This window comes from Marinobacter sp., assembly GCF_041690615.1.
GTDB lineage: Bacteria > Pseudomonadota > Gammaproteobacteria > Pseudomonadales > Oleiphilaceae > Marinobacter.
In genome coordinates, this window is sequence record NZ_JAWLGY010000025.1 from 24,792 (window position 1) to 45,668 (window position 20,877).

Sequence of the window (20,877 nt, forward strand, 5' to 3'; positions counted from 1 at the left end):
TTGCGTGGCGGACTTGTCCAGATCAGCTGCCCCTGTGGCAGGTCACCGGAATTCGCCGGAATGCCCGCGTCGGCGCCACCACCAGGGTGTCAGGGCCATCAGAAGCAACACCATGCCCGCCGCCCCAACGGTCCATACCGGATGAACCTCCAGGGTGTGGCCCAGTCCGGCGAACACAAAGGTCATGGGCATCATGCCAACGACAGACGCCACCAGGAATCGTAAGGCTGTGACGGAAGTGAGTCCGGCGGCATAGCTGATCAGCGCAAACGAGAATAATGGCACCAGCCGCGTGAAAAGAATGCCCCAGAAGAGGGACCGCTGCGGGGCATCAGAAGCAAACACCGGGTGGTCCGACAATTTTCGCCGGAAGTAATCTCTGGCGAGGATACGACTGGCCCAGAAGGCCACCATGGCTCCGAGGGCGGCACCGGTCACTGCAATTAATGTGCCCTGAAGCATGCCGAAGGCCAGTCCCGAGGCAGCGCTGACCGGCAAGGTGGGAATGGGCCCCACCACCACGGCGAGGACCATCAGCAATATCAGCAATATCGGCCCCCAGTGACCTTCGCCCTGCAACCAGGCAGACAGATCCGACGGTGACAGGGAAGCCGGCGCCCCCAGCGCCTGCAGCACGAACCAGATCCCCGCCAGCAATACGGCCAGCCCGGCAATGGCCAGTAATCGGATCAACAGGTTCTGACGTTGCAGGGGTTTCAACAGGGGTACCGCTCCGGGATCAAAACAAAAAAAGGCGCGTCACTATACCGCAACGCGCCCGAAGGGGTTTAGTACCCTGAGTCAGTGGGCTTGCAACCCTGAGTCAACAATCGAGGATCACTCCTCATTTGTTGGACGTTCAGGGAACGCCAGAATTACAGCAACATCAGGAATTTTTCTTCCACTCAAACTTTTTGAACGGCTCGTCGATAGGCGTCTCGGCAATGTGGTTGACGTAGTTGCTCATAGTCTTCTGGGCCACACCAAGGATCACTTCCAGAACCTGCTGTCGCCCGTAGCCGGCATTATAGAAAGCCTGCAGATCGTCCTTCGTAACGTTACCGCGCTTGCGGACGACCGCCAGGGTGAAGTTCCGCAGCGCTTCCAGTTTGTCATCGGGCAGAGGCGTTTCGTTACGCAGGGCTTCGGTGATCTCTTCCGGCACTTTCATCATGTTGGCGATGCCGGTATGAGCCGGTACGCAATAGTGGCACTCATTCTCCACGTTAATCGCCTGCCAGACCACGGTCTGTTCGTTGGCGTTGAAGCTGGTATTGGTGAACAGGCCATGGAGGGTCTGGTAGCCCTCAAGCAGGCCCGGGGCTTCCGCCATCACCGCGTGCAGGCTGGGAATCATGCCCATGTTCTTTTTCGACCCTTCCAGCAGGGGTTTGGCATCTTTTGGGGCGGACTCGATATCGTGCAATGCAAAGTCAGTCATAACGACCTCCGTTTTTGAACATTTGCTCAATTTCAAAGTTACCCTAGCTGTATTTGATCGATCATTCAAGTTATAATCGCACAAATTCTGACCGGTGGATGTTGTTCCATGCCACGAATCGCCAAGTATGACCGGGAAAAAGCCCTGGATGATGCCGTCAGACTGTTCTGGGAGCGGGGCTACGGCGGCGCGTCCATGAAACAGATCGAGCAGGCGCTGGATATGCGGCCCGGCAGCCTGTATGCCACCTTTGGCAGCAAGGACGGCCTGTTCCGGGAAGCGCTGGCAGTGTATGCAGGGCGAATGTCCCATTCCATGGCCGAAGCACTGGAAGCGTCGCCTACCATCATGGCGGGCATCTTCGCTTATCTGAGGTCTCTCACGGAGCAGATTACCGCCCCAGACTCTCCCGCAAGAGCCTGCCTGGTTGTGAAGACCCTCCTTGAAGTCACTGCTGATCAGCCTGAACTGCGAACGCTGGTGAACCAGCGCCTGCAGGATGTCGAAGATCACCTTGCCGAACTGTTCGAGCAGGCCCGGGTGCAAGGTGAGCTGAAACCGGGCGTGGACAGCCACCGGTTCGCCCGACTGGTACAGGCCCAGATCATGGGGCTGCGGTCACTGGCCCAGCGGGACATTGACACAGACAGCATAAAAAACCTTACCGAAGACATTATTACCGCCCTGGGCGCCTTTACGCAGCACCCCACCACGCACTAACCTCTTGGGACACAACGTTTCAGGAGAGAGACCATGACCGACGACAAGCGACGTCGCCATTCCGCCCCGGTGGTCGATGGCCTGGGCAAGTCCGCCAGCCGGGCCATGCTGCGGGCGGTGGGCTTTACCGACGACGACTTCCGCAAGCCCCAGGTAGGCATCGCCTCCACCTGGAGCAACCTTACCCCCTGCAACATGCACATCGACGGACTGGCACGGGAAGCGGCCAAAGGCGCCGACAATGCCGGCGGCAAGAGCCTGATTTTCAATACCATCACGGTTTCTGACGGCATCGCCAACGGTACCGAGGGCATGAAGTATTCCCTCGTGTCCCGGGAAGTCATCGCAGACTCCATCGAAACCGTTGCCGGCTGTGAGGGCTTTGACGGCCTGGTGGCCATCGGCGGCTGCGACAAGAACATGCCCGGCTGCCTCATGGGCCTCGCCCGGCTGAACCGGCCTTCGGTGTTCGTCTACGGCGGCACGATCCAGCCCGGGGAGAATCATACCGATATCATCTCCGTGTTCGAGGCCGTAGGCGCCCATGCTCAGGGCAATATGGACCTGATCGAGGTAAAGCAGATCGAGGAAACCGCCATTCCGGGCCCCGGCTCCTGCGGTGGCATGTACACCGCCAACACCATGGCCTCTGCCATCGAGGCCATGGGCATGAGCCTGCCGGGCAGCTCGGCCCAGAATGCGGTTTCAGATACCAAGCTGGCGGATTGCGAAGCCGCCGGGGCCGCGGTCCTGAAGCTGCTGGAGGAAGACATCAAGCCCTCCGACATCATGACCCGCAAGGCGTTCGAGAACGCCATTACGGTCGTCATCGCCCTGGGCGGGTCCACCAATGCGGTGCTGCACCTGCTGGGCATGGCCAGCACCATTGGGGTTGAGCTGAGCCTGGACGATTTCGTGCAGATCGGGAAGAAGGTACCGGTACTGGCGGACCTGAGGCCGTCCGGTCACTACATGATGTCAGAACTGGTGGCCATTGGCGGCATACAGCCGCTGATGAAGATGCTGCTGGACCGGGGCCTGCTGCACGGCGACTGCCTGACAGTGACCGGCAACACCCTGGCCGGTAACCTTGCCAATGTGGAGCCCTATCCGGAAGGCCAGGACATCATCCACGCCTTCGACAACCCCATCAAGGCAGACAGCCACCTACGGATCCTGTTCGGCAACCTGGCCCCCACCGGCTCGGTCGCCAAGATTACCGGCAAGGAAGGCACCCACTTCACCGGCAAGGCGAGGGTCTTCCACTCGGAGGAAGAGGCCCAGGAGCGCATCCTCGACGGCTCTGTGGTAGCGGGCGATGTACTGGTCATCCGCTACGAAGGGCCCAAGGGCGGCCCCGGCATGCGGGAAATGCTCAGCCCCACCTCCGCCATCATGGGCCGTGGCCTGGGCAGTGATGTGGCACTGATCACCGACGGCCGTTTCTCCGGCGGCAGTCATGGCTTCGTGGTCGGCCATATCACCCCGGAAGCCGCCGAGGGTGGCCCCATCGCACTGGTTGAAAACGGTGATACAATCACTATCGACGCGGTCAGCAACACCATTGAACTGGCCATTTCCGACGAAGAAATGGAGCGGCGCCGCCAGGCCTGGCAGCCCCCCGCACCCAGGGTCACCCGGGGCGTGCTCGCCAAGTATGCGCGCACCGTGAGCTCCGCCTCCACTGGTGCCGTCACCGACCTGCCATAACAACAACAGACCGGACCTGGCCGGGCGACCTTCCGCCCGGCTCACCGGACCCTCCCCAGTGAACAGAGCCAGTGGTCCTGCCGGTCAGGGCCCCTGCCTGTGTTCATTTACAGGAAGTACAATCAATGGGAAACGCACATCATATCGTTGTGGTCGGTGGCGGCGCCGGTGGCCTGGAACTGGTCACCCGGCTGGGCAACAAGCTCGGGCGCAAGGGCAGGGCCCGTATCACCCTGGTGGACGCCGGGCTGACCCATGTCTGGAAGCCCCTGCTCCATGAAGTGGCATCGGGCTCCCTGGATGCCAGTGCCAACGAGATCAATTACCGGGCCCACGCCCGCAAACACCACTACGAGTTCCAGCTCGGTCGTATGACCGGCCTGGACCGTCAGCAACACCAGATCGTCATTGCGCCTTTCCTCGACAACGAAGGCAAAGAAGTGGTGCCCGAACGGCGCATCCACTACGACACCCTGGTGCTGGCCGTAGGCAGTACCGCCAACGACTTCGGCACACCCGGCGCCCAGGAACACTGCCTGTTCCTGGACAGCCTGCCCCAGGCCCGGCGCTTCCACAACCTGATGCTCAACGCCTTTCTGCGCAAGAATCACTATGCGAAGGAGGGCCATGACCACCAGCTGCCCATCACCATCATCGGTGCCGGGGCCACCGGTGTGGAGCTGGCGGCAGAGCTGCGCCTGGCGTCCCGGGAGCTGCCGGTCTATGGCATGAACCACCTCAGCCCCGGTGATATCCGGGTGTCGGTCATCGAGGCTGCGGACCGTATCCTGCCCGCGTTACCCGCCCGGCTTTCCCTGGCTGCCACCCGGGAGCTGCAGCGACAGGATGTGCAGGTGCTCACAGGTCAGCCGGTGGCCGAAGTGCGGGAAAAGGCAGTGGTGATGAAGGACGGCAGCGAAGTCCCGTCAGAAATGACCATCTGGGCCGCCGGCATCAAGGCGCCGGAATGGCTGCGCCAGCTGGATGTGGAGACCACACGGAGCAATCAGGTCGCCGTAAAGCAGACGCTGCAGTCCGTCACCGACCCGGACATCTTTGCCTTCGGCGACTGCGCCGCCTGCCCGCAACCGGGCTCGGACCGGCCGGTGCCGCCCCGGGCCCAGGCAGCCCATCAGCAGGCCGACACCCTGTTCAGGACTCTGCGGCACCGTCTGGAAGGGGGCGAGCCGGTACCCTTTGTCTACCACGACCACGGCTCACTGATTAACTTCAGCCGCTATACCACCGTGGGCAACCTGATGGGCAACCTGTCGGGCCGTTCCATGTATGTGGAAGGGAAAGTGGCCCGGCTGTTCTACGCTTCGCTGTACCGGATGCATCAGAATGCCCTCCATGGTCCAGTGCGAACCGCCATCATCTGGGCCATGGACCGGGTCAGCCGGGCCATGCAGCCAAGGCTGAAGCTGCATTGAAGACCGGGCTGGGGATGGTGACACGCACTTCCAGCCCCCCTCTGGAGCCAGGCAGGAAGCGGGTCTCACCATGGTAGCGCCGCACGATGTCGAGCACGATCGCCAGCCCCAGGCCATGGCCGGGGGTCTGTTCGTCCAGCCTTACGCCACGCTGGCCCAGCTGGCCTATGACATCGTCCGCAACACCGGGGCCGTCGTCACTGACAATGATCTGCATCTGTTGGCGGCTCTCCACCAGGGACAGCTCCACGCACCGGGATGACCACTTGCCGGCGTTGTCGAGCAGGTTGCCGAGTATTTCATTGAGGTCCTGCTCCTCGATGGGCCAGCGATGCTCATGCCTCAGCTCTGTGGCCAGCTCGAACGATTTCTGTGGATACAGTCGGCCCAGCATCCACAACAGGTCCCGAGCCTGTTTTACCGGGAAGGCGCTTTTTCCCACCTGGGGCCCGGCAAAGCGGCTGCGGCGCATCTCCGCCTCCAGTTGCCGGTCGATATCAACCAGGCGGGTGGCCATTTCACGCCTCAGTTCATCGTCCAGCGGCCGGCGGGTGTCCTCCAGCACCTGCCGGATCGCCGCAATCGGCGTCTTGACGCTGTGGGACAGATTCGCCAGGGCATCCCGGGACCGCTCCAGGCGATGGTCCAGGGAGTCAAGCAGCTGATTGAGCTGGCGGACCAGAGGACGGAATTCCTCGGGACTGCGGACGTTGATACGCGAGGTTTCCCCGGCCTGGAGCTTCCTCAGCGCTGCCTGCAGCGAGAGAACCGGGCGCAGGGCAAGGGTGATCGCCAGCCAGATGCCTGCCACCAGCAACAGGATCAACAGCACCGATACTGCCGCCGTCCAGGCGTGCAGCTCCGCCTGACTGTTCTGCAATGCCTCCATGTCCTCGGCGACGATGACAGTGACAGGCACACCATCGACGGTAAACGACCGACGATAGGCCAGTATGTCGGAAGGGGCACCGCTGACGCCGGCATCGCGTACACTTACGGCGCCCTCGCCGTCTTCGGCCAGCAGCGGCTCCAGCAGAGGCGCCCAGGGTTCCGGAGAAACCGTCTGCTGAGACAGCGCGGCGATGGCAAAGGCGTGGTGAAACACCTCCTGGAAATAATCCCCGGTACGCAGCGTATCGACCTGCCCATCCGACTCACGGATCTGGTGCTCCAGAAAGGCCACCTCATCCTCCAGGCGGCTTTCCACGAAATCCCGGGACATCCGTTCCAGCAGAACCCCGTGTATGAACCATGCCAGCGCCATCAGGCCGATACCCACCGGCAACAGCAGGATCAGCAACATGCCCCTGACCGAGGCGGGCCAGCTAGGGAGTGTCATCGAACAGGTATCCCTGACCACGCCGGGTCTTGATGGCGTCGGCGCCCAGCAGTTTTCTGAGCCGGCGCACATAGGCCTCGATAACATTGTCACTCGGGTTGTCATTCAGGTTGTAAAGCTGCTCCATGAGCTGTTCCTTGGAGAACACCTGACCAGGCCGGCTCATGAGACAGCGCAGCAGGCGGAACTCGGTGCCGGTCAGGCTGTATTCGCCGCCGCCTTCCACCCTGAGTGTCTGGCGGTTCTCGTCCAGCTCGAAGCCGCCGGCCCTGACCGAGGACAGCACCCGCCCTTCGCCGCGTCGCACAATGGCGTGTAGCCGGGCAACAAGCTCCTCCGTCTGAAAGGGCTTGGCAAGATAATCGTCGGCGCCCGCCTTCAGGCCGTTGACCTTGTCCTGCCAGTCGCCCCTGGCGGTGAGGATCAGCACCGGGAAGTTGATATGGTTAGCCCGCCATCTGCGTAACACATCCAGCCCGCTGCCATCGGGCAGCCCGAGGTCCAGCACACCCACCCGGTAGTCCTCCCGGTCCCCCAGCATACGGGCCTCCCGGGCGGTACGGGCGATGTCCACGCTGAACCCGGCTTTTTCCAGCTGGCTGGCAAGGCCGTCGGCCAGCAGCCTGTCATCTTCCACCAGCAGTAGTCGCATTGTGCATGTCCTTTCGATGGTCGCATCTCATCAGTGTCGCCCGGGACCCTGAATTCAGCATGAACGAAAATCAATCCCCGGTTTTCAGCAAGGATTCAGGTTAATGGGCGATGGTAGCAGCCGCTTCTGGATATTGATCAATGTTCAGGCCGGAACACCAGCCTTTTTTGCAGGAACCTTCAAGGAGACCGACGGGATGAACCCGATACCCCTCATGGCCGCAGCCACAGCCATTTCCATATCAATCACCGCTTTTGCCAGCGGTACCCACAGCCACCAGCAGGGCGCCGCCACCGGCGAGCCCGGCAGGGCCGCCGACGCGGACCGTACGGTGACGATTGAGATGTACGACAACTATTACGAGCCGGAGTCCATCGACGTAAAAGCGGGGGAAACCGTGCGGTTTATTGTCAAGAACAAGGGCGACCTGGTGCACGAGTTCAGAATCGCCACAGCGGATATGCACGACGCTCATCAGGAAGAGATGGAAATGATGGTGGAACACGGCGTGATCAAGGGCGACCACATCGACCACGAGATGATGAAAATGGACATGGGCAATGGCCAGACCATGGAGCACAGTGATCCCAACAGCGTGCTTATGGAGCCGGGTGAGACCAGAGAACTTGTCTGGGCTTTTACCGAAGCCGCCGACCTTGAGTATGCCTGCAACGTACCGGGGCACTATCAGGCGGGCATGTATGGCGACATCGAATTCGAATAAAGCAGGTCAATCCATGAAGAAATATTGTCTCACCACCATCCTGACTGCCTTCGCCTTTTCGTCCGCAAGTGCCGGCGAATATGATATCTCGGTCGACCGGGTACAGATTGATACCGGCGATTTCGTCAAGGAAGGGATCGGTTACAACGGAGCCTCACCCGGTCCGGTTTTGCGATTCAGGGAGGGAGAAGAGGTCACCATCAACGTGACCAACAACCTCGACGAGATGACCTCCATCCACTGGCACGGGCTGATCCTGCCTTTTGAACAGGACGGTGTGCCGGGCATCAGTTTTCCGGGCATCGAGCCGGGTAAGACCTTCACCTACCAGTTTCCGATTACCCAGGCCGGTACCTACTGGTTCCACAGTCACTCCGGCTTCCAGGAGCCCAACGGCGCCTATGGCGCGATCGTGATCGAGCCGGAGGGCCGTGAGCCCTTCCGCTACGACCGGGAATACGTTGTCCAGCTCACCGACAAACATCCTCACTCCGGCGACCGCATCATGCGCAACCTGAAGATGTCGGCTGACTACTACAACCGCCAGCAGCAGACCGTGGGGGACTTCTTCGCCGAATCCGGTGAGCAGGGTTTTATGGCAACCCTGAAGGACCGCATGATGTGGGGCGATATGCGCATGATGAAAGCGGATATCGAGGACGTGCAGGGCTTCACCGGGCTGATCAACGGCAAGGGCCCGGAGCAGAACTGGACCGGCCTGTTCAAGCCGGGTGAGCGCATCCGCCTGCGTTTTATCAACTCCTCCGCCATGACCTACTTCGATGTGCGTATCCCCGGGCTGGAAATGACCGTGGTACAGGCCGACGGCAACAACGTACAGCCGGTGAACGTGGATGAATTCCGCATCGGCGTGGCCGAAACCTACGATGTGATCGTCCACGTCAGGGACGAGAAAGCCTACACCATTTTCGCCGAGTCCATGGGCCGATCCGGCTTTGCCCGGGGTACCCTGGCCCCGGAGGAGGGCATGACGGCGGAAGTTCCCCAACTGCGTGATGCACCCCGGCTGACCATGGCGGATATGGCCGGGCATATGGATCATGGTGGTATGGATCAGGGTGACATGGAGGGCAACATGGGTGAGGACGACACGGGCAGCATGGACCACAGCGCCATGGGCCATGGTTCCATGGATCACAGTGAAAGCAGCTCACTGCCCGAAGACCCCTTCTATGCGAGAGGCAGCGGGCTTGTCCCGGCCGCCAGCAACGGCGGCAAGTTTCTCTCCTATTCAGACCTGAAAGCACAGAAGCCTCTCTACGAGGACCGTGAGCCCACCCGCGAGATAGAACTTCGCCTGACCGGCAATATGGAACGCTACGAATGGAGCATTAACGGCGTCAAGTATGAAGATGCGGACCCCATCGTGTTGCAGTATGGCGAGCGGGTGCGCTTCAAGTTTGTGAACGAGACCATGATGACCCACCCCATGCACCTGCACGGCATGTGGTCGATTCTCGACGTGGGCGAGGGCAAGTGGAATCCCCTCAAGCACGTGATCAGCGTGGCCCCGGCCACCACCGTGTATATGGAAACCGAAGTGGATGCCCCCGGTGAGTGGGCCTTCCACTGCCACCTTTCCTACCACGCGGCCGCGGGCATGTTCCGCAAGATCGTGGTTGAGGGTGGTCCGGACGATACCAGGGCCGAAGACAGCATTAATAAAGATCGGGGAGGCGAATCATGAACCGGTTGACTGTATCCCTTTGGGGGGTGGCGCTGGGTGCCACAGTGCTGGCCGCTCCGGCCCATGCCCAGGAGGATCCCGCCAAGAAAACCCAGACCGCAAAAACCTTCTGGGGTGTGTCTGCTGAAAAGCTGGAGTACCGCTACAGTGACTCGGATGACGAACTGGCGGTCGTTGAAGGCGATGCCTTCTATGGTACTGATGAGCTGAAGTTCCGCTGGCTGTTCGAAGGCGAGTGGGAAGAAGCCCACAATGCCTGGGAAACCCTGGAAAACCAGTTCGTGGCACAGACGCCAATCTCCGACTTCTGGGATGCCAAAGCGGGTATCCGTGTGGACACACCGGAAGGACCGGACCGGGTCTATGGCGTGGTGGGACTCACCGGCCTGGCACCTTACTGGTTTGAGGTGGACACCAACCTGTACGTCAGTGACAAAGGTGACGCCTCGGCTGACTTTGAGGCGGAATACGAACTGCTACTCACCAACTACTGGATCGTTTCGGCGACGTTTGAGGCAGATGTGGCGTTCTCGGAAGACCGGGAGATTGGTGTTGGCAAAGGCCTCACTTCCACCGAAACCGGCCTGCGGCTGAGTTATGACCTGATTGACCGGGCCTTCTCACCCTATGTCGGTATCGTCCACGAACGCAAATACGGTGACACGGCCGACCTGTCCAGAGACTCCGGCGGCGGTACCGAAGAATGGTTCGCCGTCGTGGGGGCCCGATTGATGTTCTGACTGGCGTCGTTTGACCCTGGTCAATGAGGGTGCAATCGGCTGACGGATTATGCCGGTTTTCAGCCTGGATTCAGTTTCATGGTCTTTACTGAGGATGATGCAGTTTGGCGCAGACTCCAAGGAGGCTCTCATGAACAGATTTATCCGCTTGATCGCATGCTCAATGCTCGTTTCTGCCCCCGCGCTGGCCTTTGCCCAGGGGAATTCCCAGCAGATGCCCAGGGGCGGGATGATGAACCAGGAACAAATGCAGCAGATGCATGAAAACATGTCGCAGATGCAGGAACTGAGGCAACGGATGCACAACGCGGCCCCGGGCGACGACCGTGAACGGCTGAGGGACCAGCATATGGATCACATGCGCCGGCATATGGACATGATGCGCGGTGGCATGATGGGCCAGGGCATGATGGGGCAAGGTCAGGGCATGATGGGGAACCGCCAGGGCATGGACGACAGCCAGGGCAACAAGCAGTCCCGCAAGCCCCGGCAACAACAAGCCGGCAGCGCCGACATGGACATGGACCAGCGCATGGAGCTGATGGAGAACCGCATGGATCAGATGCAGCTGATGATGGAACAGATGCTGGACCACATGGATCGCGGACAGGGGCGCTCCCGCTGAGTCAGCAGCGCGCCCGGCTTCAGTATGGCCTGGCCAGGATTCAGGGACGCTTTCCTGGCCCTGTGACCGGAAGTGGCATATACCCCTGTGGGAATCGCCCGACCGCAACACCCCACAGGGCCTGATTATTTGATGTGAATCAGTTCACCTGAAGAATCCGCACTTTATTCAGTCGCAATTCAGCCTGGAATGCTGTGATGGCGCCCAAGCCAGCAGATTAAAAGGTGAATTTCAATGAAAGCTCACAAACCGACAAGCCAGGTGCAGTTTCTGCTCCGCCGGAAACTGACCGTCAAGGGTCTGACCGACAGTCAGTGGAACGACCTTGTCCACGAACTTAATCATCACCCATGCGTGGATTTTGCCGAGCGTAAAGCGGGCAACCAGCTCCTGGTCACCTTCGATGGCTCCCATTGGTCCACAGACGCTCTGCTGGAACTCATTGACACCAGCGGTGGCCGACTCGAGACCGGCTGGTGGGCCCGACGGAAGCTCGCGTGGTATCGGTTTACCGATGACAATGTCCGGGCAAACGCGAAGCATGAGCCTTTCTGCTGCTCGAAAATCCCGCCCATGAAGAAATAGCAGGGGCCTGACATGAGCCGCGAAGACGACAGAGCAACACGCTATCAGGAAGGCAGCCTGTCGCTACCGGGAACCGTGATGCTGGGCACCGGCGTCATGATCGGCGCCGGTATCTTTGCGCTGACCGGCCAGATGGCACAGATGACCGGCACGCTTTTCCCGTTGGCATTTCTGGCTGCCGCCGTCATCGTCAGCTTCAGCGCCTACTCCTACATCAGGATTTCCAATGCCTGGCCATCCGCCGGTGGCATAGGTATGTACCTGCACAAGGCTTACGGCAACCGGTTGCCGACGGCATTCAATGCCTTGCTGATGTACTTCTCCATGGTGATCGCCCAGAGTTTCCTGGCCCGCACGTTCGGCTCCTACACCATGCAGTTGTTCGGCGGCGACGAGAGCGGCCGCATGGTGCCCGTTCTCGGCGTGGCGCTGATCCTGGCGGCCTTCGTGGTCAACCTGTTGAGCAACAGCCTGATTCAGGGCGTGGCTTCGGTCATCGGAATTCTGAAAATCGGGGGTATCCTGATCTTCGGCCTCGTCGGTGTGTGGCTCGCGGACAACATTGCCGTTGACTTTTCAAACCCTGGCGAGGCCGGAACGATTGGCAATTTCCTTGGTGCAACCGCCCTCGGGATACTGGCCTTCAAGGGCTTTACCACCATCACCAACAGTGGCTCGGAAATAAAGGCCCCACATCGCAACGTTGGCCGGGCTATCGTCATCTCCATCGCCGCCTGCGTGGTGATCTATACCCTGGTCGGTTTTGCCGTTGCGAGCAACCTGTCGCTGAGTGAAATCATCGAGACGCAGGACTATTCCCTTGCCGCTGCGGCGCGACCGGCGCTGGGTGACTATGGCCTGTGGTTCACGGTGGCAATTGCCATGATGGCCACTGCCGGCGGGATACTGGCCAGTATCTTTGCTGTCTCGCGGATGCTGGCGATGCTCTCCGAGATGAAGCTGGTACCCCATCGCCATTTCGGCATGCCGGGCAGTATCCAGAAACACACACTGGTCTACACCGTCGTACTGGGCCTGCTTCTTACCGCCTTTTTCGATCTGTCCCGCATTGCCGCGCTGGGCATCGTGTTCTACCTGATCATGGATATCGCCATCCACTGGGGAGTACTGCGATACCTGCGCAAGGACATCAGTGCCAACGCCTGGGTTCCGGCAATCGCCATCGTGCTGGATCTGCTCGCTCTCGGCGGCTTCGTCTGGGTCAAACTGAACACCGACCCCTTTGTGATCGGGGTAGCGGTTGTTGCAATGATGATCATCGCCATTGGCGAGCAGATCTTCCTGAAAAAATCGGCCCTGAACAGACGCGCGACGGATGACGAACCACATGCTCAACACCATCAGAACGAAGACCCGTACCGGAGGAAACATCCATGATGCATAACGACATGTTCGGCAACACCATGTGGGCAGGCCACTGGCTGTGGATGCTGGTGATGGCCATTGTGGTCGTGGTGCCGGTCTGGCGGATCTGCCAGCGCGTAGGTTACCCGGGCTGGATGGGCATCCTGGTGCTGATTCCCGTGGTCAACCTGGTCCTGCTCTACTTTATTGCCTTTGCGGACTGGCCAAACGACCGCAATAAAAGCGGGGATGCGTAATGGAAAACCGTGTCAGCCCGAACCCGGGCGCATCAAGAACCGTAGAGCTGATTGTGCCGGGCATGGGATCCGACCACTGTGCCGGTATCGTCTCAAAAACGCTCCGGCGCCTGGATGGAACCGATGAGGTCTCCACTAACGTGGCCGCCCACCGCGTCACCGTCACTGTGGGGCCTGATGGGCCGGATACCGATACCCTCAGGAAAGCCGTGGAAGGCGCCGGCTACGATGTGGCTTCGGCCAGGGCGCAAGGCGGCCGGACTTACCGGATCTCGGTGCCGGGCATGGGCTCCGACCACTGCGCGGGCATCATTCGCGCCACCCTTGAGCGGCAGCCGGGGGTGATGGATATCCATACCAACGTCGCCAGTCATTCGGTGACAGTGGTGACCGCCAGCGATGGCCCGACAGAATCCGCCCTGAGGAAGGCTGTCGAGGGCGCCGGCTACGACGTCGCCGCCATCACCGGAGAGGACGACGACAGCGGGGATGATGCGGCCATCGAGGAAGCCTATCTCAGCCAGGCCCGGCGCAGGCTCTGGATCGCCGCCATACCCACCACGCTGATCATGTTGCTGATGATACCCCACATGTTCTGGCAGCCGGTGCCGGGATACCTGGCTATCATTGCCGTACTGGCCTTCCCGGTGGTGTTCCTGTTCGGCGGTGCGGCCACCCACAAGGCCTCCTGGCGCTCCCTGAAGAACGGCACCTTCAACATGGACGTGCTGATTTCCATGGGCAGCCTGCCCCCCTATGTCATTGGTCTGGTGGGCTTTGTCTACCCGATGACCTCCTTTATTGAAATGGCGGCCACCATCATGACTTTCCACCTGGTGGGCCGCTACCTGGAGGCGAAAGCCAAGGGCAAGGCATCCGAGGCCATCCGCCGGCTGATCAACCTGGGGGCCAAGACCGCCCGTGTGGAACGGGATGGCGATGAGGTGGAGATTCCGGTGAAGGAGCTGAGTCCCGGCGACATCATGATCATCCGACCGGGCGACAAGGTACCCACCGACGGTGAAGTGGTGGATGGCGAAAGTCATCTGGACGAATCCATCGCCACCGGCGAGTCGATTCCGGTATACAAGGGCGCCGGTGACACCGTGATCGGTGCCACCATCAACAAGGAAGGCCGCCTGCGGGTCAGGGCCACCCGGGTGGGTGGCGATACCTTCCTCGCCCAGGTGGTGAAGCTGATCGACGAGGCCCAGGGCTCCCGGGTGCCCATCCAGGAATTTGCCGATCGCATGACGGGGCGCTTCGTTCCCCTTGTGCTCATCATTGCCCTGGGCAGCCTGGTGGCCTGGCTGCTCGCCGCGGACACGCTCCGCCCCATTCTCGAATGGGGCGCGACGTTCCTGCCGTGGGTGGATCCAACAGCGGCTACGCCGGTGCTGTCGATCCTGGCCGCCATAGCCGTACTGGTTATCGCCTGCCCCTGCGCCCTGGGCCTGGCCACGCCAACCGCCCTGATGGTGGGCTCGGGCGTCGGTGCGGAACGGGGCATCCTGATCCGCTCCGGTGAGGCCATCCAGACCTTCAAGGACATCAGGGTGATGGTGCTGGACAAGACCGGCACCATCACCCGCGGGGAGCCGAAGCTCACCGAAACCGTGGCCGCATCCGGGGTATCGGAGACGGAGCTGCTGGAACTCGCCGCAGCGGTGGAGAATGCCTCTGAACACCCCATTGCCCGGGCCATTGTCGATGGCGCCCGGGAACGTGGCGTGAAGCCCGGCGAAGTGTCCGGTTTCCAGTCCACGGGGGCCCGGGGCGTGTCCGGTACGGTAGCGGGACAAACGGTGCTGATCGGCAACCGGCGGCTGCTTGAAGAGAACGGCGTACAGGGGCTCGACGCCCTGGACGAGGACCTTCAGAACCTGGAGAGCAGAGGAAGAACCGCCGTGATCGTCGCTCGCGACGGCCAGGCCTGTGGCATCGTGGCCGTTGCCGACACACTCAAGGAAGAGTCCGTGGCCGCGATCCGGGCCATGCATGAGCAGGGGCTCCGTGTGGTGATGATTACCGGCGACAACGAACGCGCCGCCAACGCTGTAGCCCGGGAAGTGGGCATCGACGAGGTCCGGGCCGGGGTACTGCCGGAGGGCAAGGTGGATGCCATCCGCGAGCTGCAGGAGAAGTATGGCAACCACGTGGCCATGGTGGGTGACGGCATTAACGACGCGCCGGCACTGAAGCAGGCCAACGTGGGCATTGCCATCGGCGCCGGTGCCGACGTCGCCATCGAGGCGGCGGACGTCACCCTGGTGCGGGGCGAACTCTCCGGCGTGGTGGACGCCATGCTGCTGTCCCGTGCCACCTTCCGGAAAATCGTCGAGAACCTGCTCTGGGCCAGTGGCTACAACGCCGCTGCCATTCCCATCGCCGCTGCCGGCCTGTTGCACCCGATGATCGGTGTGGTGGCCATGACCGCCAGCTCGCTGTCGGTGATCGGCAACTCCATGCTGTTAAGGCGACGGTACGAGAAAGACAGCAGAAAGAGCGCAGCCTGAGCCAACCTGGGAGGAAAGTAGCCATGGCCTTTAACCGGCGATACTGGATTACCCTGTCTGTCCTTGGCGCCATCGCGCTGGTGCTTCTGTGGGGCGAACACAGGGTTCACATGGTCGAAGCGCTGCCCTGGCTGATTCTGCTGGCCTGTCCGCTAATGCATGTTTTCATGCACGGCAAACACGGCCATGGTGGACACCAGCATGGCCGGCAGAAGGACGACCAGGGCCAGTGATGAACAGGGGGGTGCCCTTCCTGGCCGCCGCTCAGGGGACTGGATGAACCACCCTGCTGGTCCGGATGGAACCGTCACCCCGGAAAGCGGTGCATTGCTGATCATTTCGAGACTTAAGGCGGTAACCCTGAATGCTTGAGTACCCACAAATCGACCCGGTAGCCATCTCGCTGGGCCCGCTGCAGATTCACTGGTACGGCCTGATGTACCTTGTTGGTTTTCTTGCCGCCTGGTGGCTGGGCCGTGTTCGGGCGCATCGGGTCGGGTTGGGCGCCGACGCCATCGAAACGCTGGTTTTTTACGGGGCCGTAGGCGTCATACTCGGTGGACGACTCGGCTACGTGGTTTTCTATGGGCTGGACAAGCTGGCGGCCGATCCGCTCTGGGCTTTCAGAATCTGGGACGGCGGCATGAGCTTCCATGGGGGACTGGCCGGCGTACTGGTTGCGGCCCTGGTGTTTGCCCGCAAACAGGGCCTGCCATTTCTCCGGCTCACGGACTTTATTGCCCCGCTGGTTCCCATCGGCCTAGGGGCAGGACGCCTGGGCAATTTTATCAACCACGAACTGCCGGGGCGGATCAGCGACCTGCCCTGGGCCATGGCCTTTCCGCATATGGGGCCGGAACCCCGGCACCCGTCAGCGCTGTATCAGTTCGCACTGGAGGGCGTGGTGTTATTTGTCGTGCTGTGGTGGTTCACCAGTCAACCCCGGCAGACGGGGGCCGCATCCGGACTGTTCCTGGTACTCTACGGGGCTTTCCGTTTTGCCGTTGAATTTGTTCGCCTGCCGGACCCGCAGTTGGGCTTCGTCGCCTTTGACTGGATGACCATGGGGCAGCTGCTTACGCTACCGATGATCGTCGGCGGGCTTGTTCTGACAGGCTGGTCGCGGCGTCAGTCTGTCAACGGCACACTAGTACGCTAAGGTGGTAGTTGATTCTGTTTGAAATCCCGACCGGACAGGAGCAACGAATTGAGTAATTTTCTGACCCTGTGGAACGAAGCCGCAACAACAAGCCTGGGTTTTTTCTGGATGGCCCTCTGGGCGTTCATCCTGGGTTACATCATCAGCAGCCTGATCCAGGTTCTGGTTACCCGGCGGAAAATGCAGCAGGCCATGGGCGAGGATGGGCCTCGCAGTATCGCCCTGGGCACCTTTTTCGGTTTTATCTCCAGCTCCTGCAGTTTCTCGGCCCTCGCCACTACCCGGGCAATTTTCAACAAAGGCGCCGGCCTGGCGCCTTCCCTGGCGTTCATGCTGGCCTCGACGAACCTGGTCATCGAACTGGGCATGGTAATCGCCGTTTTCCTGGGCTGGCAGTTTGTGGTCGGTGAGTATGTGGGTGGCATCCTGCTGATTCTGGTGACCTGGCTGCTGGTACGCATTACCCGGCCACGTCGGCTGGAAGCGCAGGCACGCCGGAAAATGGATGATGGCGACGGGGACCATGACGGCCACGCCAAAAGCTGGAAGGAAAAAGTCACCAGCAAGGCGGGGTGGCAGCAGATCGGACAGACCTATGTGATGGAGTGGCAGATGGTCTGGAAAGACGTACTGATCGGCTTCACCGTGGCCGGCATCATATCCGCCATGGTGCCCCAGAGTTTCTTTGAAGCCCTGTTCATCGGCGCCGGGGGCGAGAACGCCGCCAACCCCGGTTTCCTCGCCGTGCTGTCGCAGACCCTGGTGGGACCGCTCGCTGCCTTCTTCACCTTCATCGGCTCCATGGGCAATATCCCGCTGGCCGCTGTCCTGTTTGCCCAGGGCGTGAGTTTCGCGGGCGTCATGGCCTTTATCTTTTCTGATCTGGTGGTGCTGCCGGTGCTCAGAATCAACGCCTCCTATTATGGCTGGAAGATGGCGCTCTACATCCTCGCACTGATGCTGGTCGGCATCGTGAGTGTGTCACTGGTGATGCACTACAGCCTGGCCCTGCTGGGCCTGTTGCCGGACTTCAGCGGCCAGACCTCGATGGGTGAGCGGGAGTTTTTCAAGTGGAACTACCAGACCATACTGAACATTCTCTTTCTGGCCACCACAGCGGTGCTGCTCTGGTTCTGGCGTCAGGGCCAGAAGCAACAGTCACATGACCACCATGACCATGATCACGGCGGGCCCTCGTTGACGGATAAGGTATTGCGGGTTCTGGTAGTGATCGCGCTGGTATGGCTGGTTGGCGGGGTCACTGTGCCACTGCTGTGAAAGGCCACCGCAGCAGACGCTCCGCCATCAGCTACAGCATTGCCCGTCCGACTGCACGGGTGGACAGGGCACGGAACCGTACGAGCAGAAGATGCAACAATCCCCGGGTTTGGGCTTCAGCAGCGTCTTACAGCCCTTGCACTCGTAAAAATACTGGCACGCGTCGGTGGGCATGTCTTCAATCTGCTGATGGCCACACAGCGGACAGGTGACGGTGGACTCGGTAACGTACTGGATCATCGCTTGCTCCCTTGCCCATTGTGATCGCCCGGTGGCGGAACCATCCCGACCGGGAACACCAGGGCCGAGGTATACCTTACCCCAGCTGCCCAAGCACGGGGAATGCTGACAGCATCCAGGACGCAAAGCGCGTCATCTGGCCGGTGACTACCATCACGCCCATGATAACCAGCACCACACCGGCAAGCATCCGCAGATGCCGGCTCCAGCGGCTCAGCCAGCGCACACGCTTACGAAAATGCTCAATCGACAGGGCGGTGACCAGAAATGGCACCGCCAGCCCCAGCGAATAGACCGCCAGATACAACATGCCCGCTTCCGCATTGGCGTGAGTGGAGCTGAGCGCCAGAATGGCCCCCAGGATCGGGCCGATACAGGGTGTCCAGCCGATGGCAAACGCCACGCCCAGCAGGAACGACGCCGTCGGGCGTCCCCCTTCCAGGGCCTGCCCCAGGCGCCAGTCCCGTTGCAGGGCCGGCATACTCCACCAGCCCAGCATGAACAACCCCATCAGCACAATGAGCACGCCGGCAACCAGGTTGGCCTCCTGCCGGTAACCCATCAGCCACTGGCCCACCAGACTCGCACTCGCCCCGAGGGCCACGAACACCAGGCTGAATCCCAGCACAAAGCAAAGGCTCAGCCAGAACGCCTTCAGGCGATTGACGCTGTCGTTGACCGCCCCGCCGGTTACCACAGACAGGTAACCAGGGACCAGGGGCAGCGTACACGGGGAAAAGAAGGACACCAGGCCGCCCATAAAGGCGGCCATGATGCCCCAGGTTGCCAGGTCCGGCATCATCAGTACTCGTAACGTTTGACGCTTTCCGCGCGTCCGCCGGCGGCGAAGGCCATCACGTCATAGTCATCATGGCGACCGGTCTCCATGCCGGGAACACCATGAGGCATACCGGGAACCGCGATACCGATGGTCCGCTCGCCGAAGGGGCGGGACTGTGAGTCCACATACGCAACAATGTCAGTCGCCGGTACATGACCCTCTATCACCGCACCGTCAATAATGGCGGTGTGGCAGGAAGACAGCTCCCGGGGTACCTGATGCTCGATCTTGACCTTGTTGATGTTGTCGGTGTCCTCCACCTTTACATCGAAGCCGTTTTCCTCAAGGTGCTCGATCCAGCCTGCGCAGCACGAACAGCTGGCACTCTTGTGAACGGTGATGACGCGCTCCGCCTGAGCGGAGGCGGCCCGCTCACCGGCGGACTCCGCCGCCTGCAGTTTGAAGCCGATCGCGGTGGTGCCGATAACAAGGGCCATCAGGCCCAGGGTAACTTGAGTTTTCATGGACATTTCCTTCAAAAAAAGAGTAACAGCCGGCACCGTCGGACAACAGGTGCCGGTGGCCCGGCTTACTGAGCGGCTGAACCGTCATGGTGGTCGGAATGGCCGGTTTGTTCGCCGCCATCCATCATTTTCAGACAGGCTTCATGCATCGCGGCATGCTCCTCCCCGGACATGGAAGACATCATCTTCATCATCTCCTCCATACCTTCCATCTTGCCCCTATGGTCGCCCATCATGCCCATGCCACCGTGTTCGGACTGGTGGGCATAAACGGCGACACTGCCGATTGCCGCGGCGAGAATCACCGCAGCGCCTGCGAGTGTGAGTTTCATGTTTTTCATCGGGATCTCCTTTCAGGCAGGCAACCCAAGATCGATAACTGTTGAGACAGGGTTGCTGACCTGGTGAACAATCTGACTGTGAGGCTCAATGCCTCAGCGTTGACACAGCAAAGGTTCAGGAAAGGAGATCGGGTGGGGGTGTCAGCACTTCCGGGACGGGGTTCTGGTAGGCCTTCCGGGCCTGGGGGACAGTGGCCTGGCCAGAGAGATCAGCCGGGGGCAGAAGCGGCCCGGACACCAGGCCGTAGACCGGGGCAAAGGAGCAATGAGTAACGCCGGCGCGGCAGTGCGACTGCTTCGGCTCGTTGCAATCCGCTGCGGCCCTGTCGGAATCCGTGCCCGTGTGGGCCAGGTCACCGCAACCGGTGGCGTCCACTGCCACAGCACCGCCATGATTATTCTGCCCGGCAAAGGCACCCACGGATGGGCCGCCTGCCAGTAGCAGAATGCTCAGAAACGCTGCGATAAGCTGGCGAGCAGACATGGCTGTTTCCACATAAGGCTTGCATTTGGCCGGTCAGTGAAGAATCGTTGCTTCGCCACCGGCCGGTCCCTGCTCAGGGCTCAAGGTACCGTTAACAGGTCCGAGCATAAAACCCTTGAGCAGGCCACAGGTCAACCATATACCAATGCCTGCCCGCTGCCTTGATTCGGGTCAACTGGGCGATCGTTGAAGCTTGCTGATGCCTGTCATTCGAAGGGCGCGTCAGCCATCGGGATGGAGCGGGTGAAGGGAATC

23 protein-coding genes are annotated in these 20,877 nt (G+C 60.9%); 14 read left to right on the top strand and 9 right to left on the bottom strand.

Annotated elements, in window-relative coordinates:
- Positions 1–42: 42 nt before the first annotated feature.
- Together ACESMZ_RS15145 and ACESMZ_RS15150 are read right to left on the bottom strand one after the other, a co-directional pair.
- Positions 43–720, bottom strand: coding sequence for a TVP38/TMEM64 family protein (locus ACESMZ_RS15145; protein WP_372958794.1), 678 nt, complete (start codon positions 718–720; stop codon positions 43–45).
- A 166-nt stretch (positions 721–886) separates the two neighbouring features.
- Complete coding sequence (locus ACESMZ_RS15150) at positions 887–1,441, bottom strand: carboxymuconolactone decarboxylase family protein (protein ID WP_372958795.1); 555 nt, start codon at positions 1,439–1,441, stop codon at positions 887–889.
- A gap of 108 nt (positions 1,442–1,549) precedes the next feature.
- Between ACESMZ_RS15150 and ACESMZ_RS15155 the strand changes: the two genes are divergently transcribed.
- The 3 genes from ACESMZ_RS15155 to ACESMZ_RS15165 all read left to right on the top strand — a co-directional run bounded on the left by ACESMZ_RS15155 (position 1,550) and on the right by ACESMZ_RS15165 (position 5,304).
- Entirely contained in the window at positions 1,550–2,161 is a 612-nt protein-coding gene (locus ACESMZ_RS15155) for a TetR/AcrR family transcriptional regulator (protein ID WP_372958796.1), read from the top strand.
- A 33-nt stretch (positions 2,162–2,194) separates the two neighbouring features.
- A complete protein-coding gene (gene ilvD / locus ACESMZ_RS15160) occupies positions 2,195–3,871 on the top strand; it encodes a dihydroxy-acid dehydratase (RefSeq protein WP_372972883.1) in 1,677 nt (558 codons plus the stop codon).
- Between the two features lie 125 nt (positions 3,872–3,996).
- On the top strand, positions 3,997–5,304 hold the full coding sequence (locus ACESMZ_RS15165; protein ID WP_372972884.1) for an NAD(P)/FAD-dependent oxidoreductase: 1,308 nt from the start codon (positions 3,997–3,999) through the stop codon (positions 5,302–5,304).
- On the opposite strand, the gene ACESMZ_RS15170 is transcribed toward ACESMZ_RS15165, so the two are convergent.
- Complete coding sequence (locus ACESMZ_RS15170; protein ID WP_372972885.1) at positions 5,267–6,643, bottom strand: sensor histidine kinase; 1,377 nt, start codon at positions 6,641–6,643, stop codon at positions 5,267–5,269. The genes ACESMZ_RS15165 and ACESMZ_RS15170 overlap by 38 nt on opposite strands.
- Entirely contained in the window at positions 6,630–7,295 is a 666-nt protein-coding gene (locus ACESMZ_RS15175; protein ID WP_372972886.1) for a response regulator transcription factor, read from the bottom strand. Before ACESMZ_RS15175 ends, ACESMZ_RS15170 begins: the two co-directional genes overlap by 14 nt.
- Before the next feature lie 196 nt (positions 7,296–7,491).
- Between ACESMZ_RS15175 and ACESMZ_RS15180 the strand changes: the two genes are divergently transcribed.
- The 11 genes from ACESMZ_RS15180 to ACESMZ_RS15230 all read left to right on the top strand — a co-directional run bounded on the left by ACESMZ_RS15180 (position 7,492) and on the right by ACESMZ_RS15230 (position 18,252).
- Entirely contained in the window at positions 7,492–8,019 is a 528-nt protein-coding gene (locus ACESMZ_RS15180; protein WP_372972887.1) for a cupredoxin domain-containing protein, read from the top strand.
- A gap of 13 nt (positions 8,020–8,032) precedes the next feature.
- Positions 8,033–9,727, top strand: a complete 1,695-nt coding sequence (locus tag ACESMZ_RS15185) for a copper resistance system multicopper oxidase (RefSeq protein WP_372972888.1) — start codon at positions 8,033–8,035, stop codon at positions 9,725–9,727.
- Entirely contained in the window at positions 9,724–10,467 is a 744-nt protein-coding gene (locus ACESMZ_RS15190; RefSeq protein ID WP_372972889.1) for a copper resistance protein B, read from the top strand. Before ACESMZ_RS15185 ends, ACESMZ_RS15190 begins: the two co-directional genes overlap by 4 nt.
- Positions 10,468–10,597: 130 nt before the next feature.
- A complete protein-coding gene (locus ACESMZ_RS15195) occupies positions 10,598–11,092 on the top strand; it encodes a hypothetical protein (protein ID WP_372972890.1) in 495 nt (164 codons plus the stop codon).
- A 234-nt stretch (positions 11,093–11,326) separates the two neighbouring features.
- Positions 11,327–11,677: a hypothetical protein gene (locus ACESMZ_RS15200; RefSeq protein ID WP_372972891.1), complete on the top strand. Its 351-nt coding sequence runs from the start codon at positions 11,327–11,329 to the stop codon at positions 11,675–11,677.
- 12 nt (positions 11,678–11,689) lie between these two features.
- Complete coding sequence (locus tag ACESMZ_RS15205) at positions 11,690–13,075, top strand: APC family permease (protein WP_372972892.1); 1,386 nt, start codon at positions 11,690–11,692, stop codon at positions 13,073–13,075.
- Complete coding sequence (locus ACESMZ_RS15210) at positions 13,072–13,299, top strand: hypothetical protein (RefSeq protein ID WP_372972893.1); 228 nt, start codon at positions 13,072–13,074, stop codon at positions 13,297–13,299. The genes ACESMZ_RS15205 and ACESMZ_RS15210 overlap by 4 nt, the downstream gene beginning before the upstream one ends.
- A complete protein-coding gene (locus tag ACESMZ_RS15215; RefSeq protein ID WP_372972894.1) occupies positions 13,299–15,815 on the top strand; it encodes a heavy metal translocating P-type ATPase in 2,517 nt (838 codons plus the stop codon). Before ACESMZ_RS15210 ends, ACESMZ_RS15215 begins: the two co-directional genes overlap by 1 nt.
- A gap of 23 nt (positions 15,816–15,838) precedes the next feature.
- Positions 15,839–16,048: a DUF2933 domain-containing protein gene (locus ACESMZ_RS15220; RefSeq protein WP_372972895.1), complete on the top strand. Its 210-nt coding sequence runs from the start codon at positions 15,839–15,841 to the stop codon at positions 16,046–16,048.
- A 131-nt stretch (positions 16,049–16,179) separates the two neighbouring features.
- Positions 16,180–16,974, top strand: a complete 795-nt coding sequence (gene lgt / locus ACESMZ_RS15225; protein ID WP_372972896.1) for a prolipoprotein diacylglyceryl transferase — start codon at positions 16,180–16,182, stop codon at positions 16,972–16,974.
- Between the two features lie 48 nt (positions 16,975–17,022).
- Complete coding sequence (locus ACESMZ_RS15230) at positions 17,023–18,252, top strand: permease (protein ID WP_372972897.1); 1,230 nt, start codon at positions 17,023–17,025, stop codon at positions 18,250–18,252.
- Between the two features lie 27 nt (positions 18,253–18,279).
- Here ACESMZ_RS15230 and ACESMZ_RS15235 read toward each other — a convergent pair whose 3' ends face one another.
- The 5 genes from ACESMZ_RS15235 to ACESMZ_RS15255 all read right to left on the bottom strand — a co-directional run bounded on the left by ACESMZ_RS15235 (position 18,280) and on the right by ACESMZ_RS15255 (position 20,622).
- Positions 18,280–18,492: a GDCCVxC domain-containing (seleno)protein gene (locus tag ACESMZ_RS15235; RefSeq protein WP_372972898.1), complete on the bottom strand. Its 213-nt coding sequence runs from the start codon at positions 18,490–18,492 to the stop codon at positions 18,280–18,282.
- A 76-nt stretch (positions 18,493–18,568) separates the two neighbouring features.
- Positions 18,569–19,291, bottom strand: a complete 723-nt coding sequence (locus ACESMZ_RS15240) for a cytochrome c biogenesis CcdA family protein (protein ID WP_372972902.1) — start codon at positions 19,289–19,291, stop codon at positions 18,569–18,571.
- A gap of 2 nt (positions 19,292–19,293) precedes the next feature.
- On the bottom strand, positions 19,294–19,797 hold the full coding sequence (locus tag ACESMZ_RS15245; RefSeq protein ID WP_372972899.1) for a DUF411 domain-containing protein: 504 nt from the start codon (positions 19,795–19,797) through the stop codon (positions 19,294–19,296).
- Positions 19,798–19,862: 65 nt separating this feature from the next.
- Entirely contained in the window at positions 19,863–20,138 is a 276-nt protein-coding gene (locus ACESMZ_RS15250; protein WP_372972900.1) for a hypothetical protein, read from the bottom strand.
- A gap of 115 nt (positions 20,139–20,253) precedes the next feature.
- Positions 20,254–20,622, bottom strand: a complete 369-nt coding sequence (locus ACESMZ_RS15255; RefSeq protein ID WP_372972901.1) for a hypothetical protein — start codon at positions 20,620–20,622, stop codon at positions 20,254–20,256.
- Positions 20,623–20,877: the final 255 nt, after the last annotated feature.